Annotated in this window: 16 protein-coding genes and 2 pseudogenes; 8 read left to right on the top strand and 10 right to left on the bottom strand. The window is 43.0% G+C overall.

What is annotated here, in order from left to right; translation table 11 throughout:
- Window positions 1–122: 122 nt before the first annotated feature.
- Window positions 123–275 (bottom strand): hypothetical protein, encoded by a 153-nt coding sequence (locus RMY63_RS24260; protein WP_322731165.1) that lies wholly within the window; start codon window positions 273–275, stop codon window positions 123–125.
- On the opposite strand from RMY63_RS24260, the gene RMY63_RS24255 reads away from it, so the two are divergent.
- Entirely contained in the window at window positions 276–872 is a 597-nt protein-coding gene (locus RMY63_RS24255; protein WP_322731164.1) for a Uma2 family endonuclease, read from the top strand.
- Here RMY63_RS24255 and RMY63_RS24250 read toward each other — a convergent pair.
- Window positions 863–1,108, bottom strand: a complete 246-nt coding sequence (locus tag RMY63_RS24250) for a hypothetical protein (RefSeq protein WP_322731163.1) — start codon at window positions 1,106–1,108, stop codon at window positions 863–865. The genes RMY63_RS24255 and RMY63_RS24250 overlap by 10 nt on opposite strands.
- Window positions 1,109–1,596: 488 nt before the next feature.
- On the opposite strand from RMY63_RS24250, the gene RMY63_RS24245 reads away from it, so the two are divergent.
- The 4 genes from RMY63_RS24245 to RMY63_RS24230 all read left to right on the top strand — a co-directional run bounded on the left by RMY63_RS24245 (window position 1,597) and on the right by RMY63_RS24230 (window position 6,566).
- Window positions 1,597–1,794, top strand: a complete 198-nt coding sequence (locus RMY63_RS24245; protein WP_322731162.1) for a hypothetical protein — start codon at window positions 1,597–1,599, stop codon at window positions 1,792–1,794.
- A gap of 40 nt (window positions 1,795–1,834) precedes the next feature.
- Window positions 1,835–3,031, top strand: a complete 1,197-nt coding sequence (locus tag RMY63_RS24240; protein ID WP_322731161.1) for a hypothetical protein — start codon at window positions 1,835–1,837, stop codon at window positions 3,029–3,031.
- 61 nt (window positions 3,032–3,092) lie between these two features.
- Window positions 3,093–5,663: a phosphoenolpyruvate--protein phosphotransferase gene (gene ptsP, locus RMY63_RS24235; protein WP_322731160.1), complete on the top strand. Its 2,571-nt coding sequence runs from the start codon at window positions 3,093–3,095 to the stop codon at window positions 5,661–5,663.
- 12 nt (window positions 5,664–5,675) lie between these two features.
- The gene (locus tag RMY63_RS24230; RefSeq protein ID WP_322731159.1) at window positions 5,676–6,566 is read left to right on the top strand and encodes a hypothetical protein; all 891 of its coding nucleotides are present in this window, start codon (window positions 5,676–5,678) and stop codon (window positions 6,564–6,566) included.
- Here RMY63_RS24230 and RMY63_RS24225 read toward each other — a convergent pair.
- The gene (locus tag RMY63_RS24225) at window positions 6,544–6,678 is read right to left on the bottom strand and encodes a hypothetical protein (RefSeq protein ID WP_322731158.1); all 135 of its coding nucleotides are present in this window, start codon (window positions 6,676–6,678) and stop codon (window positions 6,544–6,546) included. The genes RMY63_RS24230 and RMY63_RS24225 overlap by 23 nt on opposite strands.
- A gap of 405 nt (window positions 6,679–7,083) precedes the next feature.
- Here RMY63_RS24225 and RMY63_RS24220 point away from each other — a divergent pair, with 405 nt between their 5' ends.
- Window positions 7,084–8,316 (top strand): DUF4336 domain-containing protein, encoded by a 1,233-nt coding sequence (locus RMY63_RS24220; protein WP_322731157.1) that lies wholly within the window; start codon window positions 7,084–7,086, stop codon window positions 8,314–8,316.
- 179 nt (window positions 8,317–8,495) lie between these two features.
- Here the strand turns inward: RMY63_RS24220 and RMY63_RS24215 are convergent, their stop codons facing one another.
- Together RMY63_RS24215 and RMY63_RS24210 are read right to left on the bottom strand one after the other, a co-directional pair.
- Window positions 8,496–8,891, bottom strand: coding sequence for a hypothetical protein (locus RMY63_RS24215; RefSeq protein ID WP_322731156.1), 396 nt, complete (start codon window positions 8,889–8,891; stop codon window positions 8,496–8,498).
- Window positions 8,892–8,973: 82 nt separating this feature from the next.
- On the bottom strand, window positions 8,974–9,375 hold the full coding sequence (locus tag RMY63_RS24210; RefSeq protein ID WP_322731155.1) for a hypothetical protein: 402 nt from the start codon (window positions 9,373–9,375) through the stop codon (window positions 8,974–8,976).
- A gap of 47 nt (window positions 9,376–9,422) precedes the next feature.
- Between RMY63_RS24210 and RMY63_RS24205 the strand changes: the two are divergent.
- Window positions 9,423–9,545, top strand: a pseudogene (locus RMY63_RS24205) (IS4 family transposase); the annotation flags it as partial.
- Between the two features lie 198 nt (window positions 9,546–9,743).
- Here RMY63_RS24205 and RMY63_RS24200 read toward each other — a convergent pair.
- Together RMY63_RS24200 and RMY63_RS24195 are read right to left on the bottom strand one after the other, a co-directional pair.
- Window positions 9,744–11,078 (bottom strand): 50S ribosome-binding GTPase, encoded by a 1,335-nt coding sequence (locus RMY63_RS24200; RefSeq protein WP_322731154.1) that lies wholly within the window; start codon window positions 11,076–11,078, stop codon window positions 9,744–9,746.
- A gap of 79 nt (window positions 11,079–11,157) precedes the next feature.
- Window positions 11,158–11,346, bottom strand: a complete 189-nt coding sequence (locus RMY63_RS24195) for a hypothetical protein (RefSeq protein WP_322731153.1) — start codon at window positions 11,344–11,346, stop codon at window positions 11,158–11,160.
- A gap of 246 nt (window positions 11,347–11,592) precedes the next feature.
- Between RMY63_RS24195 and RMY63_RS24190 the strand changes: the two are divergent.
- Window positions 11,593–14,067, top strand: a pseudogene (locus RMY63_RS24190) (calcium-binding protein); the annotation flags it as partial.
- 206 nt (window positions 14,068–14,273) lie between these two features.
- Here RMY63_RS24190 and RMY63_RS24185 read toward each other — a convergent pair.
- The 3 genes from RMY63_RS24185 to RMY63_RS24175 form a co-directional block, all read right to left on the bottom strand.
- Window positions 14,274–14,585: a type II toxin-antitoxin system RelE/ParE family toxin gene (locus tag RMY63_RS24185; protein ID WP_322731151.1), complete on the bottom strand. Its 312-nt coding sequence runs from the start codon at window positions 14,583–14,585 to the stop codon at window positions 14,274–14,276.
- Window positions 14,585–14,812: an addiction module protein gene (locus RMY63_RS24180; RefSeq protein ID WP_322731186.1), complete on the bottom strand. Its 228-nt coding sequence runs from the start codon at window positions 14,810–14,812 to the stop codon at window positions 14,585–14,587. Before RMY63_RS24180 ends, RMY63_RS24185 begins: the two co-directional genes overlap by 1 nt.
- A 99-nt stretch (window positions 14,813–14,911) precedes the next feature.
- A complete protein-coding gene (locus RMY63_RS24175) occupies window positions 14,912–17,536 on the bottom strand; it encodes a PAS domain S-box protein (protein ID WP_322731150.1) in 2,625 nt (874 codons plus the stop codon).
- Window positions 17,537–17,578: the final 42 nt, after the last annotated feature.

Here is a 17,578-nt window from a genome sequence, read left to right as displayed (position 1 = left end):
ACAATATTCTTTTGTTAACGCCTTCATCTGTGGTTTGCCCAAACCCGCCCATTTTTTCTAGCAGACTCTGTACAATTTACATATAGCTATCGTTCCGATGCTTGTTTGTTCTAATCAGCACCCTATGGATCGATAGCTTTCTTGTGGATTGGCTCAATTAAAAACTGTTGATCGCGATCGTATCTCTCAATGCAAGTAGAATAATGAAACGATCGCCCGATCGCCCTCCAAACCTGATTATTTATTTCTAATCTGGAAACAAACTGGAGACTCAAATGACCTCAGCAACGATAGCAACACCAAAAAAAGAATCACCCCTTCTGTTTGAGGGAATGACCTGGAGAGAGTTCAAAGCAGTTGAACAATTGTTAGACCGTCCAGGATATCGGCTGTCTTTTCTGGATGGAATTCTGGAAATACGACGAATGCCTGGAGAAGCCCACGAAACCGTTAAAAAGAGGATTGCTGCATTATTGCAGCTTTACCTGCTCATGGCAGGGTTCGACTTTACTCCAACTGGCTCAATGACTCTGGAAAGTGAAACAGTCGCCGTCAAGCGAGAGGCGGATGAATCTTATAAACTTGCTCCTGGTCGGATGCTACCCGATCTGGCGATAGAGGTGGTGTTTTCCAGTGGCGGCATCAACAAACTAGATGCATACAAGCGGTTGAAGATTAAGGAAGTGTGGTTTTGGGAAGATGGTGTGTTAGAAGTCTATCATCTGCGGGGAGAAGGCAATACACTTCACTATGAAAAAGTTTCTAGTAGTGAAGAGGTGAAAGGAATCGATCTAGATTTGTTGTTACGTTGCATGAATATGGTGAATCACGTAGAGGCGATCAAGACTTTTCAACAGGCGCTTCAGAAATAGGCGATCGCCTGCAAACTACGCTCCCGGTTGATAACTAGCAACTTAGATTTTGTCAAAGCTAACTTCAGTCTTGAGCCGCCTGAACTTCCTGAAGTTCGCGGTGGAGGATCGTCAAAATTATTGTTGTTCCTGTCAGCTAGAGCTATATTGGGCATGAATAACAATAAGCAAAAGGCAATGTATGTAATAATGTTATTCTGAAAATATTTATGTGAAGGACGTAATGTTTGAGCCATATTTTTCCTTAATAAGTTGCTAGGACAAGCTTTAAAAGGATCTCTAGTTAAATGATTTAACTGCACATTATGCGGCTTGAGTTTCTCGTTGTGCAGAAAAATATTGTCATTAAAAAAATAAAAAATGTTTGGATACTATTTAATTTAATAGTTTGTATCTCGCTACAATTCATGCTTTCTTGTTTAAGAAATACCCGGTTTGAGAATTATTCTACTGGAACCAAAACGAACCAGATTTAGGGTATGTATTTATGCTATGAACTTCTAACGGATTGCCCCAATAGCAACAAGCATTGATTTAAAAAATGGGTTAATATTTTTGATTAACATTAACCATGAATCTAAATTAAGCTGTTTTTTCAAGAAACACAGCATGAAAAAGACCTCAATAGTTAGGTGTTTAAAATTTAATTCTAAGTGATTTGTATTATTTAGTCATAAAAAGTCTTATCTACGGTAAACAAATACAAAGAAGGCAGAAAGTACTGATGTGGTCTACTACTATTTCCGCAAATGGCGAATTGATGTACATGGAAGGTATGAACCATAAGCTACAACAAAAGGTACGTGTTGTGGAAAACCGGGAACCTAACCCCAGCAAGGCAATAGTCGATTGCCAATCAGTGAAGAATGGAACGATGGTGTCAAACAACGTTGGTTTTGATTCAGGTAAGTTGGTAAAATGACGTATACGCCATTTTTTTGTAGAATTGCGATCGCAAGACGATGAATGCTCTAATCAATTTACTGCTTTTTTTTCTGCCGATTCTGAGTAGCCTGTGGATTGCCCAAACTTTCAACCCTTTATCTTCTTATCAGCCTCTCCAAGCTGTAGACGGTGCAGCTTTATATAGAAAACAATTAACGAATGGTAATGAAGCGTATTTACAAGTTATTAATCTCCGCAAAATGCATATAGATCAAATTATCAAAGGGGTAGATAATATGGGTCTAAATGAAGGTAAATATTATAAAGGAGAAGGTGGACATTACAGCCCTTTTTTCCAAAATAAGTTGTTTTCTGAAGTAATAGACGAATATCAGAAACTTTACCCAAACAACGTTTTTTCGATGATTAATTGTTCTTTTTTTGAACAATACCAATCTAGTACTCAATTATCTTTTCCGATTAAACTTAATGGTGTAGTCATCACTGGTGGCACTAGCCCCTATGGCCCAATCAAGGAACCAAAAGATAAATATTATCGTAATATTCGCCTCAAAACCTTAGTCTGGGATGATAAGCAGGCATATATTACTGATTACAATCAAGCTAGTGGCGCGCCTCTTAACCAAAAAGCTGTGAAGAATGCGATTGTCACTTACCGATATAGCGATCATCCAGCGAAAGTATTAGCCCAAAACCAAGCGAATAAGTATCAAGTTATCGGTACTCTGAACAAAGATGGTATTAAAGGTGACGAGTTATTGTTGATTATGACGGTGAACCAAGCAACTCTGGATGAGGCAGCCGATTTATTACGTAAATTAGGAGTCAAGGGCGATATCATTACCGTTGACGGCGGCAAATCAACTTATTTGTTCAATTCCCAGAAAGGAAACATTATTGTTCCCCAACTGTCTAATCTGCAAGAAAATCCTACTTTCCGACACCTACCTCATTATCTGGGATTCCGTAAGAAAAGCAAAAATCAGATTGCGCCAAAAATCTCGATCGGTCAGCCAGTTAGTAAAGTACTTCCAAAGAAGGATCAACCTTTTTTAATATTGTGGCAGGATAATTTTGACGGTGATGTCTCGATTAAGTTGTACGATGGGAACAAACTTATCCAAAACATTTCTTCCCGGACTGCTAGCGATGGAGTTTATGAGTGGACACCACGTATTTCCGTAATAGAGGGCTATTTTATTCGCATTTCTAGCTGGAAAGACCGGAATATTTTCGGGCAGTTGCAATTGTAGCAAAACGGGAAAATGAAATGGATAACTAGCTAAACGCAAACCTCTCAACAAGGTTGACGGTGTGGCCACGATCGCAATTGTTATCGTTTCTCACAGTAAACAGCTAGCTTTGGGTGTGCGCGAACTCGCTGCGCAGATGGTTCAAGGCCAAGTTCCCATTGCTGTTGCAGCAGGTATTGAAGATCGTGAAAATCCATTGGGTACAGATCCGATTCAGGTTTATGAGGCGATCGCTTCTGTTTTTTCTGATGATGGTGTATTGGTGTTAATGGATTTGGGTAGTGCTTTGCTGAGTGCGGAAATGGCAATCGAGTTTCTGCCAGAAGCACAGCAGGAGAAAGTGTATTTGTGTGAAGCACCTCTAGTCGAAGGCGCGATCGCTGCTGTAGTTGCGGTGGCGGCTGGTAGAGATATTCACCAAGTTATGGCGGAAGCACGCGGCGCACTTTTGGCAAAAGCAACTCAATTGGGTGTAGTTAGTAGTCCGTTGTCTATTGTTAGCCCAATAACAACCAATATAGAATCGCCAACGCGAGAAATTCGGCTGATTGTGAGCAATCGCTTAGGATTACACGCCCGTCCCGCAGCGCAGTTTGTGGCAACCGCAGCCCGGTTTCAATCCCAAATTCTGGTACGGAATTTAACCAGAAATACTGAGCTAGTCAGGGGTGACAGTATTAACCAAGTCACAACTTTAGGGGTGCGTCAAGGACACGAACTGCTGATTACTGCCACTGGTTCTGATGCAGATGAGGTGCTAGCAGCATTACAGGGATTATTTGCCAATAACTTTGGTGAGGCAGCCCGGTCTTGTTGTTCCAACAAAGAGGGACTGCCGAACCCGGAGGGTGAAGATAATGTTGCCTTGAATTCTCCACCAGCCTTTCACCATGAAGTTACTCCAGCAACTCACGGCGAACTTTCGGGGATTGCAGCTTCTGGTGGAGTCGCGATCGCACCTGTTGCTCATTATCAACCCACTCACATTGCTATTACGGAATACCACGTAGACGATCATAATGCAGAGTGGCAAAGATTACAGGCAGCGATTAACACTGCCCGACAAGAAATTCAAGCAGTTTTCTCACAAGCATCTCTGCAAATTGGTGATGCTGAAGCCGCCATCTTTGATGCCCAACTACTATTTTTAGAAGATCCAGTACTGTTGTCAGCGGCTCATCAGCGCATTTTAGACAACCATATCAATGCTGAAGCAGCTTGGCAAGCTGTAGTCGATGAAGTAGCGACTTCCTATCGCGCACTTGAGGATTCTTATCTGCAAGAGCGAGTTGACGATGTTGTAGATGTTGGGCAAAGAGTATTACGATTACTAGCTGGGAATGCTGCGGCTAACCTGCATCTTGAGTCACCGGCGATTTTGGTAGCGACTGATTTAACCCCCTCAGATACGGCTGGACTAGATCCAACCAAGGTGTTGGGTATTTGTACTACTTCTGGTAGCGCCACCTCCCACAGTGCAATTATCGCCCGGACGTTGGGTATTCCGGCAGTTTTGGGAGTGGATGCCCAGGTGTTGCACTTGGCTGATGGTACACTAATGGCACTTGATGGTGAAAGTGGCAGAGCTTGGGTAGAACCAGAATCAGATATCCTGGATTTACTAGCAGCAAAGCAGTCAGCTTGGCAAACTGCCCAACAGGAAGCACGAGCCACGGCACATCAGCCAGCGATTACTCGTGATGGTCGGCAAGTTAGCGTCTTCGCCAATATTGGTAGTATAAATGATGTGCAAGTTGCTGTGGCTAGCGGTGCAGAAGGTGTGGGACTACTCCGCACTGAGTTTCTGTATTTAGACCGAACCAGCGCCCCGACTGAAGAAGAACAATTAGCAGTATATCAGGCGATCGCTCAAGTTTTAGATAATCGGCCGCTAATTATTCGTACCTTAGATGTCGGTGGTGATAAGCTGCTTCCCTATCTCAGAGTAGGGTTAAGAGAAGCTAACCCTTTTTTAGGTTGGCGGGGAATTCGTTTCTGTTTAGATCATCCAGAACTCTTTAAAACTCAGTTACGGGCAATTTTGAGAGCTAGTGTCGGACACCAAATTAAAATCATGTTGCCGATGATTGCGACTGTAACTGAAGTACGTGCAGCTAAGGTAATTTTGGGTGAAGTGCAGGCTGAACTAAATCAAGCTGCTATTTCCTTTGATGCAGCGATGAAAGTCGGAATTATGGTAGAGGTTCCCTCAGCAGTAGCGATCGCCGATCGGTTAGCTGCGGAAGTAGACTTCTTTAGTATCGGGACTAACGATCTGAGTCAGTACGTCATGGCTAGCGATCGCACTAATCCCCGCGTGGCAAATTTGGTTGATGCGCTACATCCAGCCATATTGCGAATGGTGCAGCAAACTGTCCAAGCTGCCCATGCGGCGGGGATTTCGGTAGGATTATGTGGAGAATTGGCAGCAGATACTTTAGCGACACCAATTTTATTAGGTTTAGGGCTAGATGAGTTGAGCATGAATCCCCAAAGTATACCTGGAGTGAAACAGGCGATCGCTAGGTTTTGTATAGAGGAGAGTCAGGCGATCGTGGCATTAGCATTACAACAAGATTCCGCAGAGCATGTCAGAGAACTAATCTCAACTTCAATTACTCCCCTTGCATAATAATAAAATTGAATGACTCGATTTATTCATGACCAATTCGCCAAGGATTATCTAGAAGAATTACTAAAATCTTATGGGCAAGTACAAGCCCCCAGTCGTGTAGCAGGAGAAGTGCGAGAAATTGATGTTTTCTTTTCTCCAGCAGCACAACAAACTACCGATTTAGTAACATTAGGTTTATTAGGAAAGTTGGCGACCAGTCCTGCTATCTTTGAGCCATTCCGCAATGCGGCATCTAAAGAAGAAATTTGTGATTGTTTGTTGAAATTATTAGAAGTTAGGGGTGCATTACAACGAGAAGCTAATAAAAATAAAACCCCGATTGAAGAATTAGAAATTCCCAAATTATGGATTCTCACCCCAACAGCATCCACGACGCTTCTATCTGGATTTCGTGCAGTTCAAGGGGAAGATTGGTTGCCTGGAGTACATTTCATGGCAGACTATTTACGTGCAGCTATTGTAGCCATCCATCAGTTACCACAAACTCCAGAAACACTATGGTTGAGAATCCTGGGTAGAGGAAGGGTACAAGAGCAGGCAATTAATGAGTTAAAAGCACTACCATCAAATCATCCATTCCAGAAAGCGACGCTAGAATTAGTTTACAACCTGCGCCAGAACTTGAGAGTCAATCAAAATTTAGAAGAAGATGATAGGGAGTTAATTATGCGGCTAGAACCACTTTACCAGCAAGACCGCGAACAAGCCAAACAAGAAGGAATTCAACAAGGTGAACGTCTTGTTGTCGAAAACTTACTACAAGTTCGTTTTGGTTCATTAGATAAAGAATTAAGCGCAATTATTGAACCATTATTAGCATTATCACCTAAAGAATTTACCCCATTACTCATGCAATTGTCACGGGAGGAATTAATTGCTAGGTTTGGTAGACAATCTTAATATTTATTTCGTCGCCGAGATTTTCAAGAGCCGAGGCTTGGTGCATAATTTGCAGTTTCAATGAATCTGCCACAATTGCTGCTATAATTTCCCAATCTTCTTGTGTCAGCATTACAAGAATTAGTTGGCGCTGCCCCTTCACCCCCAGGTAATCATTATCATTATTAATAATGGCATAATTTATTTTTTGGAAGTCCCTAATTACGTAGCTTGCTTCTTGCCTTCTCTACGAGACGCTACGCGAATGGCGAGTATTATAAATTATAAATTGATATAGTAATCCGATTTGATTCGGTGAATTACTCGTAGAGACTAGGGACTGGGGAAGGTGGGGCCCCTGAAGGGGATAAGGGGTAATGGGGACTGGGGACTGGGAAGAAGGAATAAAGGTGTACTGAGTTTTTTCACGCAATCAAATATGAGTCCTATATTATTATCTCAACATTTGCTAAACTCCAACTTTGTGGAGAGCAAATAAAAACAATTTGAGTATTGGGAATTTGGAGGGGGTTGCAGAGTGGCTGATGATGAACGCATAGTCAATACACAACAGATTTATCCAAAGGACTTTTCCTGGGGATTATGGCCTGTTGTGCCACTCTACCCCTACGGTAGGCGGCAGACAATTCGTCAAGAAGTGCTTAAGGACACAATCTGGAATTTTGACCAGATTCAGGGCATTTTCTACGTTGTTGTACCGATTCGCATGACTGTTGTGAAGTTGGAAACTGGGGGTCTTCTCGTCTATGCACCTGTTGCACCAACCCCAGAGTGCATCAGACTTGTGAATGAGTTGGTGGCAGAATATGGCAACGTTAAGTACATCATTCTGCCAACTATCTCTGGTATAGAACACAAGGTCTTCGTTGGCCCCTTTGCTAGATACTTTCCGACTGCACAGGTGTTTGTGGCTCCCGATCAGTGGAGTTTCCCGCTAAATCTTCCCCTTAGCTGGCTTGGCTTACCCCCAAAACGAACTCAAGTACTTCCAGAAGATAGCAGCAAAACACCCTTTGCTGACGAGTTTGATTATGCAATACTGGGCCCCATCGGCCTTGGCCTTGGTAGGTTTGCAGAAGTTGCTTTTTTCCACAAGCGATCGCATACTCTTTTAGTCACAGATTCTGTGCTTTCGATCCCAGAAGATCCACCTGCGATCGTTCTCTTAGATTCATATCCTTTATTATTCCATGCCAAGGATTATGCTTCTGATATTGTTGTCGATAGTCAGGTAAATCGCCGTAAGGGTTGGCAGCGTATCTCGTTGTTTGCTTTGTACTTTCAACCAAGCGTATTAGATATACGCCGATGGAGTCAGGTGTTACGAGATTCCTTGAAAGCCACAGAACGCTCAAAGAAAGGTTATTTTGGATTGTACCCCTTTAAATGGCAGCAAAATTGGCAGCGATCATTTGATGCCCTGCGAGGTGATGGGCGTTTGTTTGTCGCACCAATTTTACAGACGCTAATTCTCAACCGCGCCCCGAAGGAAACCATTGACTGGGCTGATAAAGTTGCAAGTTGGGACTTTCAGTGGATTATTCCTTGCCACTTTGATTCACCCATTAAAGCCGAACCGCATCAGTTTCGCCAAGCTTTCTCTTTTTTGGAAAAACAGCCTGCTGTCAGTGGGGGTTTGTTTAGCAGTAGCAGCGATCGTTTACCAGAGGAAGATTTTAAAACACTTAGAGAAATCGATGCAGGTTTAAATAAGTTTTGCATTGTGCCAGCACCAAAGGAGAAGGTATAGCAAAGTGCTGAGTGCTGAGTGCTGTTAGCGATAGCGGGGCGTTTAGCCCGTGCTGAGTAGAAACTCAGTATTATCAAAGGTTTCAGCAACCAACATAGTCCTTACCTATGCTTCGACTGCTATATAGGATTAAACTGCGTAGTAGCACGGCAAGCTTAATTTACTAGACTGCACCACTACTATACAGTTTTAGCATTCTCATCTGATGCTTGTTCTGCAACATTTTTCAAGCGGCTCGACCTAATTTTGCGGATGCGATCGCTATTGCGGACACCACCTGCCATCTCATATTCGCGGCTGTCTTTGCCGTACTTGATAGCAACCACCATCAGCATTTTCTCAGAAAGCTGACTCAAGTTTTTTTCCATCTCTTCAATTTCAGTTCTAGAAGAGTCAACCATAGAAAGAGCAGTATTATAAACATCAAGTTTGTTATGTAACTGCTCAATTGACTCAATCAATTTTTCCAGACTATAATTTTCATCAAATTTGATGCTTGGAACAATCGATTTCAATCCGGCGGCTCTTAACTGAGCTTTTTCTAAAATGCGGGATGTGCGTTTTAGATGAGACATAAATTTATTTCTTTAAGATACTTCTAGAGCTAGCTTGCCTTATTTAAACTGCATTTCGGTTCAGGGTAACTCACAATTTTTTCTAATCAACTTTTGAGGTGATACCAGTAATTTTCCGGTATTTCATCACTCCTGAATTCTGTTTCGATAAAAGTTTTAAGGGAGACCGTTCCCGTGAACCCGAAGACTGTTCCCGTGAACCCGAAGACCGCTCCCGTGAACCCGAAGACCGCTCTCGTGAACCCGAAGACCGCTCCCGTGAACCCGAAGACTGTTCCCGTGAACCCGAAGACTGTTCCCGTGAACCCGAAGACTGTTCCCGTGAACCCGAAGACCGCTCTCGTGAACCCGAAGACTGTTCCCGTGAACCCAAAGACCGCTTCAGTTTGTTGGGGAGTGCGTAGACGCAAAGCGGCATATTGATGGATATCGTTGCGTAGGCAAAGCTTCTGTAGGCGATCGCACTATTGGTACTTGTTGCCACTTATTTCCACCATCGCACCACATCCTGAATAGCATGGCAATTTCTGCATTTCCAAGTTACGCCATGATTCGGCATTATACGTACCTTATCAAAATCCTGACTCCAATAAACGCTCTCGCCGTAAATACCGTGACAAGCTAGATTATAGTAATATACCGGACAAATATTTATCTAGCTTACCTCTCTAGGCCGTATTCATCCCGTTTCTACAGGCGTTGAACCCTCGTAAATTGGCAAAGGTATTGTAGATATAAGCTTTTTTCTTTATAGTTCTGTCTAGGAATGGATTTCAGAAAGCTTTACTTTGTTTGGAGAAAGAATTCAAAAAAATTCAACATCAAATCACTCGAACTGGATTGCAACTACTCTTAACGTTTGATTTCCTTAAACCGTTCTTGCGCCGCCTGAAATGCTTCTTGCATCACCAACTGAATTTTCTCTCGATCGGGTTTCTTACCTCCGATTAAATCACCAAAGTAAACACAGGCTGCTTCGCCTAGTGCCCAAGTGTAGGCGGCTGCCCAAGAGGCGGCGATCGCACTCCCAAAACCTGGGATAAATTTAATTAACTCCCGGGCAATTGCCTGTGCTAAAAAACCACCTGCGATCGCACTCACAACGCCTCCCGCCTGAGATGGAGTAACTGTCTGCCCATATAATTTACCCAACAGTCCCACCATTGATACTTGCAAGGCAGTGAGTACGGGCATTGTGGCAAATGGTAGGGGTACAGCAGCCAGAGTTGCAGACATAATCGCAAATGGCAAAATATAACGGCGGGCAGCATCTCGGTAAAGGTTGCCAATTTGCTTGCCAACTTCTTCTCGGTCTAATAACTGATAAATCGCCTGAGCTTCTGCTTGTGGGAGTAGTTCTGCTAAGGAATCTCGCAGTGCTTCTAAACCATAAAATACCGGAGTGTAGCCATCTTCTTCTAAGGTAAAGTCAATGAGTACAGAGCGATCGCTTATTCCTGCGAAGGCTTGTTGCATTGCCGCAAATGCGCGGTTGACTTCCTGATAATCTGGCGGATAGGTGGGATGATCGATGGTATCGCCAGGATAAACCTCGTGCAAGCAGGTAACTACCAACAGACAGGGAATATCTGGATACTTCTGGCGCAGCTGTTGAGCAATTTGTCGTAGCGTGTCAGTTGCAAAATCATTGATTTTGACCGTCAAAAGCAGGATTCTGGCGGAACGAGTTTCCTGTTGTAAATCGCCAACTAACTCCTGAATAATTGTTTGAGTATCTTGTTTGACATCACCCAGCCCCACTGTATCAGTAAAAATCAGTAACGGTAGGTCATTGGAAGGATAGGCATAGCGCTGGGTGTGTTGCGTATGGGGACGAAATCCCTGACCAACAATTTCCGCAGCAACTCCCGTCAATCCCCTTACAATGGAACTTTTTCCGGCTTGAGGTTTACCAATTAAGAGGGCTTCTGTGGTTGGCAGTTCGGCTCGGATTTTCTCTAAAATCTCTGCAACCTGAGTATCGCTCACACTAAACCATTCAACAACTGTTTGTGCCAGTTGTTCTACGGGTACGAGTTGGGTTAGACGTGTTGTTGCTTTGTTCCAGACACCAGCAATCCGATTTGTCCAGGAATTATCGACCGACTTGGTAATCGTTTTGTCGGTCGGTTCGCTCAATTGCTGAGAATCAGTTGATGGTAAGTCAGCATCACGTTGCTCAGTCATTTTCATCCAAACATAGAAGACCCTTTTTGTCATCTTATAGCGATTCTCAAAGGGATAACTAGTACCTTTGGTAGTGTTATCAACTTAGGGAATTGCCTTTTGAGGTAGCGGAGGTAATTATTGCATCGACTGGTAATGGCATTGCATCGATTGGTAATGCCATTGCATTGACTTGTAATGCCATTGCATCAACTTGTAATGCCATTGCATCAACTTGTAATGCCATTGCATCAACTTGTAATGCCATTGCATTGACTTGTAATGCCATTGCATTGACTGGTAATGCTATTGCATCGACTGGTAATGCTATTGCATTGACTGGTAATGTTATTGCATTGACTGGTAATGCTATAACGCTCTTTCATCACTCTGGATTAAAACCTTAATCTTTCGTTGCCTGAAACGGCGAAAATTCGTTAATTTTTCTAAGACTGACGGAAGAGCGATAAATAGCACTAACCCGATTATTGACAACTGAAGTTACTCCAAAAATCGATTCAGGTAGGAAAAAGTTATGTCAAATATCATTGGAACCGAAGGTAACGATACCTTACAAGGCATTTCCAATTACGGGTTCGACACCCTAACTGGTGGAGGTGGCAAGGATATATTTGTTTACAACGTTAACAACGGAACTGGACAGCCATATACAATCACTGATTTTGGTGGCATCGGTAAAGGTACAAATCCCTCAGTAGCAGTTATTGCTGAAGTTGATACCATCAAATTCGTTGGTAGTGGGTTGACTGCAAGAAATTTGGTACTCACCCAGAATGGCACAAACTTGGAAATCGGCTTTGAAGGGATAGGGAACCATAATAATGCATCTCGTGCATTTAAGGAGATAACTAAAGTTATCCTGCAAAACTTTGCTCTAGAAAATCTAGATAACCTCACCAAATCTACTGGAGCCACTGTAAACTCAGGCAATATTCTATTTGATGGGCAAAGCAGTATTCAAGACAGCTTTGATGTCTTCAATGCTAACTCTACCCAAAGCAGTGTCTTTAGAAAGAACACAGTCACCTTCCTCAACGACCTCGACAACAATGTTAACGGCTTTGACAACTCAGATGATGTTATCAACGGTCAGGGAGGTGACGACATCATCAACGGCTTAAGTGGTAACGACCTGCTGCGGGGTGGTACTGGCAACGATACTCTCATTGGTGGTGTCGGCAATGATACTCTTGTTGCTGGTACGAGGAGTGACTTCAATGTTGACAATTCAGAAGGGGATAACCTGCTCGATGGAGGCGATGGCAACGATTCTCTCTTCGCCTCTGGCTATTCCGGATCAAGTTACCGCGACTACTTAAACTCAGTCTCCTTAGGCAATAACACTCTCAACGGTGGCGGTGGTGACGATACCTTGAGTGCTAGCGTTTCAACAGGCGATAACCTCCTTATTGGTGGCAATGGCAATGATTCTCTCTCCATTTCTGGCGAGGAATATGACTACTCGTCTGAATTCTACGGCTCCAACATCTACTCTCGCTCCTTAGGCAATAACACGCTCAAGGGTGGTGCTGGTGATGATACCTTGAGTGCTAGTGGTTCGACAGGTGATAACCTGCTTTTTGGAGGAGATGGCAATGATTCTGTCTCCATCTCTGGCTATTTGAAAATATTTAGAGCCTATTATATTAACTCTAAAGACGAGTCTCGCTCTTTTGGCGATAACACACTCAACGGTGGTGCAGGTAACGATAACTTGAGTGCTAGTGGTTCGACAGGCGATAATTTACTCTCTGGTGGCGATGGCAATGATACTCTCTCCGTCTCTGGCTACTACAGCGAAGAGATAAAAGACGGAAATGAGGATTTTTACGAGCTTCCCAGTGACTCTGATTCCACAAACAACTCTCGCTCTTCTGGTAATAACACGCTCAATGGTGGTGCTGGCGATGATAGCTTGAGCGCTAGTGGTTCAACAGGCAATAATTTACTCTCTGGTGGCGATGGCAATGATTCTCTTTCCATCTCTGGCTATGATGATTCTAGCTCCTACTCTCAGTATGCCAACCACGAGCTCATCGCCGACACCTACTACAACAACTACGACTCTCGCTCTTTTGGCAATAACACACTCAACGGTGGTGCAGGTAACGATAACTTGAGTGCTAGTGGTTCGACAGGCGATAACCTCCTGTCTGGTGGTGATGGCAATGATACTCTCTCCGTCTCTGGCTACTACAGCGAAAAGATAAGACACGGAAACGAGTTTTATTTCGGTCTTCCCAGTGACTCTGATTCCACAAACAACTCTCGCTCTTCTGGCAATAACACGCTCAATGGTGGTGATGGCGATGATAGCTTGAGCGGTAGTGGTTCAACAGGCGATAATTTACTCTCTGGTGGCGATGGCAATGATTCTCTTTCCATCTTTGGCTATGATGATTCTAGCTCCTACTCTGAGTATGCCAACGACCAGCTCGCCAACACTTACTACAACAACAACTACTCTCGCTCTTTTGGCAATAACACGCTCAACGGTGGTGCTGGTAACGATTCTTTGAATGTTGACTCTTCATTAGGCGATAATCTACTCGACGGTGGTGATGGCAATGATACCCTCACAGCGTCTGGGGCTTCTGGTAATAACATCCTCAAAGGTGGCAGTGGCGATGATATCCTCACAGGTGGCAAAGGTAATGATAGCCTTTATGGAGGAAGTGGTAGTGATACCTTTGTTTTCAGTAGTTTCAATGAAGGACTTGATACTATTTATGGCTTCAAAGCCACTAATCAAGTAATTCAGGTGTCGTCTGCTGGTTTTGGCGGCGTTTTATCAGCAGGTGTACTCTTAGCCGATCAATTTACACTTGGAACATCCGCAACCACTAGCACTGAAAGATTTATTTACAACTCCACTACAGGTGCATTGTTGTTTGACCAGGATGGCAGTGCAAGTGCATTTACTCAAGTACAATTTGGTTTAGTTACTGCTGGCTTGTCATTAACCAACAACAATTTTGTTGTTGTTTAACGATAATTAGGGTTCCATCACTGGGTAGCACGCAAGATCATAAATTTGAAAAATGCGAGGTGTTGTAAATAATGCAGGATTTTTTGACTAATGAATCAAATCAGCGATCGCTTTTACCAATATATCTGGATCTACTGGTTTAGAAACATGTATTTGAAATCCTGCTGCTGATTTATTTTTAGAAATTTATTTATTTTGAGTTTATTTTATCCATCTGATGGTTTCTCTGTGAGGCGCTCTTTCCAGTATCCCGGTTCACGGCTACAGTGCATTACCGCCAAAATTAAAATGCGATCTTCCTCAATAGTGTATAAAATTCCATAGGGAAATTTGCGCGTTAGACATCGATGAATGTCTTCGTCAACAACAGCCCAGCGATTCGGTGACTGGATAATTCTGAAAATTGCATCCTCAACCGCATTAATAAATGCTTGTGCTAATTCAACCCGGCGCTCTGCGTAAAACTTGACTGCTTCACCGTATTCAGTTAATGCTGCTGGATGAAAGACGTATTTCATTACTCCAAAAGTTGTCTCACCCTAGCTAACGCTTCCTCTCCAGGAATGGGTGAAACTACACCGCTACGAACTTCATCTCTACGCTTTTTGGCTTCATCTATCCACAGTGTTTGAAGTGTTTCGTCTACATCAAATTCAAGACTTTCAACCAGCTTTTCTGCCAACAATGCTCTCGCTGCACTGGGCAAAGTTAAGGCTTCTTTCATAATCTGCTCAACAGATGCCATAATTTCTGAAAGCATAAGGGCTATTCAGAGTTTAGCAGGAAAGCAGTAGACATCGTACAACACTAAAGTGATAGACAGCCGACGGACGCCAATCTAGTATCAACTTGGTTGAATCAAATCGACGATCGCTTTTACCAATGCATCTGGATCTACTGGTTTAGAAATATGTATTTGAAATCCTGCGGCTAATGCTTGCTCCTGATTCATTTCCCCTGCATAGGCTGTCAGAGCGATCGCTGGTACGTTTCCTCCTTGCCCTGGCGATCGCGATCGCACTTCACGCATCAGCATATAACCGTCTGTTTTTGGCATTCCAATATCGCTAATTAAAACATCTGGTATCGACTCAGACAGGGCTTGTAGTGCTTCCTGTGCTGATGATACGGCAGTTACTTGTACACCGTAGTCTTGCAATATAAAGGTAACTAAGTCGCGAATATCTGGTTCATCGTCCACTACCAAAACTTGAGTGTCCGCAAGCTGCGAAGATTCTGGCTCTGAATATGAAGACTGATTCTCTTCACCCCAAACCTGTTCGCTTCTAACCAAAAGCGGTAACTCGACACTGAAGGTTGCACCTAATCCATCTCCCAGACTTTCGGCTTGAACATTTCCCCCATGCATTTCTACAACGTTACGCACGATCGCTAGTCCTAAACCTAGTCCACCAAATATCCGTGTACTTGTACCATCAGCTTGGCGAAAGTAATCGAACACATAAGGCAAAAAGTCTAGGCTAATTCCCTTACCTGTATCGCTAACCTGAATTTGAGCCTGATTATCAGCTTCCATGAGTCGAATTTCTACCCGTCCTCCTGCTGGTGTAAATTTTACCGCATTAGAAAGCAAGTTCCACACAACTTGTTGCAGCCGATTTGGGTCGCCTATCACTTGTCCCAAATTGGCATCAAATAAGGTCTGAATTTGAATTGACTTGGCTTTTGCCGCTAGTTGTACCGTTTCTAGTGCTGCTTCAACTACCATTACCAAGCTGACTGGACAGATATTCAAGTTTAATTTTCCTTGCAGGATGCGCGACACATCCAACAAATCTTCAATTAGCTGGGTTTGTAACTTAGCGTTGCGTTCAATGGTTTCTAAGGCGTGGTGAGTAGTTTTTTCATCAAACTTGCGAGTCCGCAGCATTTTCGACCATCCGAGAATGGAATTGAGTGGGGTTCGCAGTTCATGGGAGAGAACCGCCAGAAATTCATCTTTAATTTTGTTGGCGATTTCTGCTTGTTGGCGTGCTATCTTTTCGCAGTCGAGTAGGCGATCGCATTCTTGTTGAGCCAATTTGCGCTTGGTAATATCCAGTACAAAAGCAACACCATGTTCTTGGGAGTCATTCAGCAAAGCCATTCCCAAAACAATCGGTACTCGCTTACCGTTGCGGTGGATGTATTCTTTCTCGTAAATTTGGGAAATTCCAGTGGTTTGTACCTCCAAAAGGGCGCGATCGTCTAAATCTTTATACTCAATAGGAGTAAGTTCTCTCCAATTAATTCTACCTAAAGTAGCAAACTGATCACGAGTGTAGCCAGCTAGTTGAAGAAAGGCATCATTGACATCAATGATGAAACCATCCACAGTCCAAAAAGCGACCCCAATCAGGTTAGATTCAAACAAACGCCGAAATCGTGCTTCACTTTCGCGTAATGATTTTTCTACCCGTTTGTGTTCGGTAATATCACGAGAAACAGTAATTACGCCTTCAATAGTTTGGTCAACATTCCGTAATGGTGTGAGAATATATTCATAATAATGTACGCCATCAGCGGTAACATATTTACAGTTATCTTTAATTGGCTGCCCAGTTTTCATCACAGCAAGTCGTTGATTATCTACCTGCGTTATTAGGTCTGCGGGTAAATCCATTTCTGGCAAAGTTTTGCCAATAATATCTTGGGGATTTAAACCTAGTATAGTTGCTCCATCACGGCTGACAAACTGATAACAACCTTGGCGATTAAAGATGTATATATGATCGACTGAGGCGGTGAGGATGGCATTTAAAATATTTGCTTGTTCTTGAACTTGTGTTGTGAGTTCGCGAGTACTTTCTTTTGCTTGCTGACACACAGTAGTTTCCATACAAACGCCGATCATTCGCACCGCTTGTCCTTGAGCGTTATAGATAAATTTTCCGTTGGCAGAAATCCAATGTGTACTTTGGTCTGAGCGAACTATACGAAATTCATCATTGTAGTCAGTCTTTTGTGCCAAAGCATGGGCGATCGCTTGCATTACAGATTGGCTATCTTCAGGATGAACGCACTTTTGAAACGTCTCATAAGGACTATCAAAATTACTTGGAGATAGACCAAAAAGCAGTTCATAATTTTCTGACCAGATGACTTGATTGGTAACAATATTCCAATCCCACAAGCCCATCTGGGATACATCTAGAGCTAGCCTTAGGCGTTCTTCACTCTCCCTAAAAACTACTTCTAGCTGCTGTCGCGCCGCAATTTCTTGTTGGAGTTGCTCTAAAATTACTGCTACATCTGTTGGCAGATTGAGATGTACAGATGTTTCCTTAACTTTAATATGGGGATTTTCTAGTTTTACTGGCAGCTTTCTTTTTAGTTCTGTTAATTGTTCTTCAAGCGCTGCTTGTCTTTGTTGATAAAATATCTCTGATTGCTCTAACTCAGCTACACGCTGCCGCAAAACTGCTAAGTCATCAGTCAGTTGAAAGTTAATTTTATTAGTATTTTGCATATTGTACACCGCTAAAATTTAACAATTTTAACAATATTGACT

Source organism: Nostoc sp. ChiQUE01b, assembly GCF_034531255.1.
Lineage (GTDB): Bacteria > Cyanobacteriota > Cyanobacteriia > Cyanobacteriales > Nostocaceae > Nostoc.
This window is presented reverse-complemented; position numbering and strand designations above follow the sequence as displayed.

What these genes read in the sequence shown, in the direction of transcription:
- RMY63_RS24175 (WP_322731150.1), bottom strand. Translation starts at nt 17,536, where the DNA reads ATGCAAAATACTAATAAAATTAACTTTCAACTGACTGATGACTTAGCA.
- RMY63_RS24255 (WP_322731164.1), top strand. Translation starts at nt 276, where the DNA reads ATGACCTCAGCAACGATAGCAACACCAAAAAAAGAATCACCCCTTCTG.
- RMY63_RS24225 (WP_322731158.1), bottom strand. Translation starts at nt 6,678, where the DNA reads ATGCTGACACAAGAAGATTGGGAAATTATAGCAGCAATTGTGGCAGAT.
- RMY63_RS24200 (WP_322731154.1), bottom strand. Translation starts at nt 11,078, where the DNA reads ATGACTGAGCAACGTGATGCTGACTTACCATCAACTGATTCTCAGCAA.
- RMY63_RS24245 (WP_322731162.1), top strand. Translation starts at nt 1,597, where the DNA reads ATGTGGTCTACTACTATTTCCGCAAATGGCGAATTGATGTACATGGAA.
- RMY63_RS24215 (WP_322731156.1), bottom strand. Translation starts at nt 8,891, where the DNA reads ATGTCTCATCTAAAACGCACATCCCGCATTTTAGAAAAAGCTCAGTTA.
- RMY63_RS24230 (WP_322731159.1), top strand. Translation starts at nt 5,676, where the DNA reads ATGACTCGATTTATTCATGACCAATTCGCCAAGGATTATCTAGAAGAA.
- RMY63_RS24185 (WP_322731151.1), bottom strand. Translation starts at nt 14,585, where the DNA reads ATGAAATACGTCTTTCATCCAGCAGCATTAACTGAATACGGTGAAGCA.
- RMY63_RS24195 (WP_322731153.1), bottom strand. Translation starts at nt 11,346, where the DNA reads ATGGCATTACAAGTCAATGCAATGGCATTACAAGTTGATGCAATGGCA.
- RMY63_RS24250 (WP_322731163.1), bottom strand. Translation starts at nt 1,108, where the DNA reads ATGGCTCAAACATTACGTCCTTCACATAAATATTTTCAGAATAACATT.
- RMY63_RS24180 (WP_322731186.1), bottom strand. Translation starts at nt 14,812, where the DNA reads ATGGCATCTGTTGAGCAGATTATGAAAGAAGCCTTAACTTTGCCCAGT.
- RMY63_RS24240 (WP_322731161.1), top strand. Translation starts at nt 1,835, where the DNA reads ATGAATGCTCTAATCAATTTACTGCTTTTTTTTCTGCCGATTCTGAGT.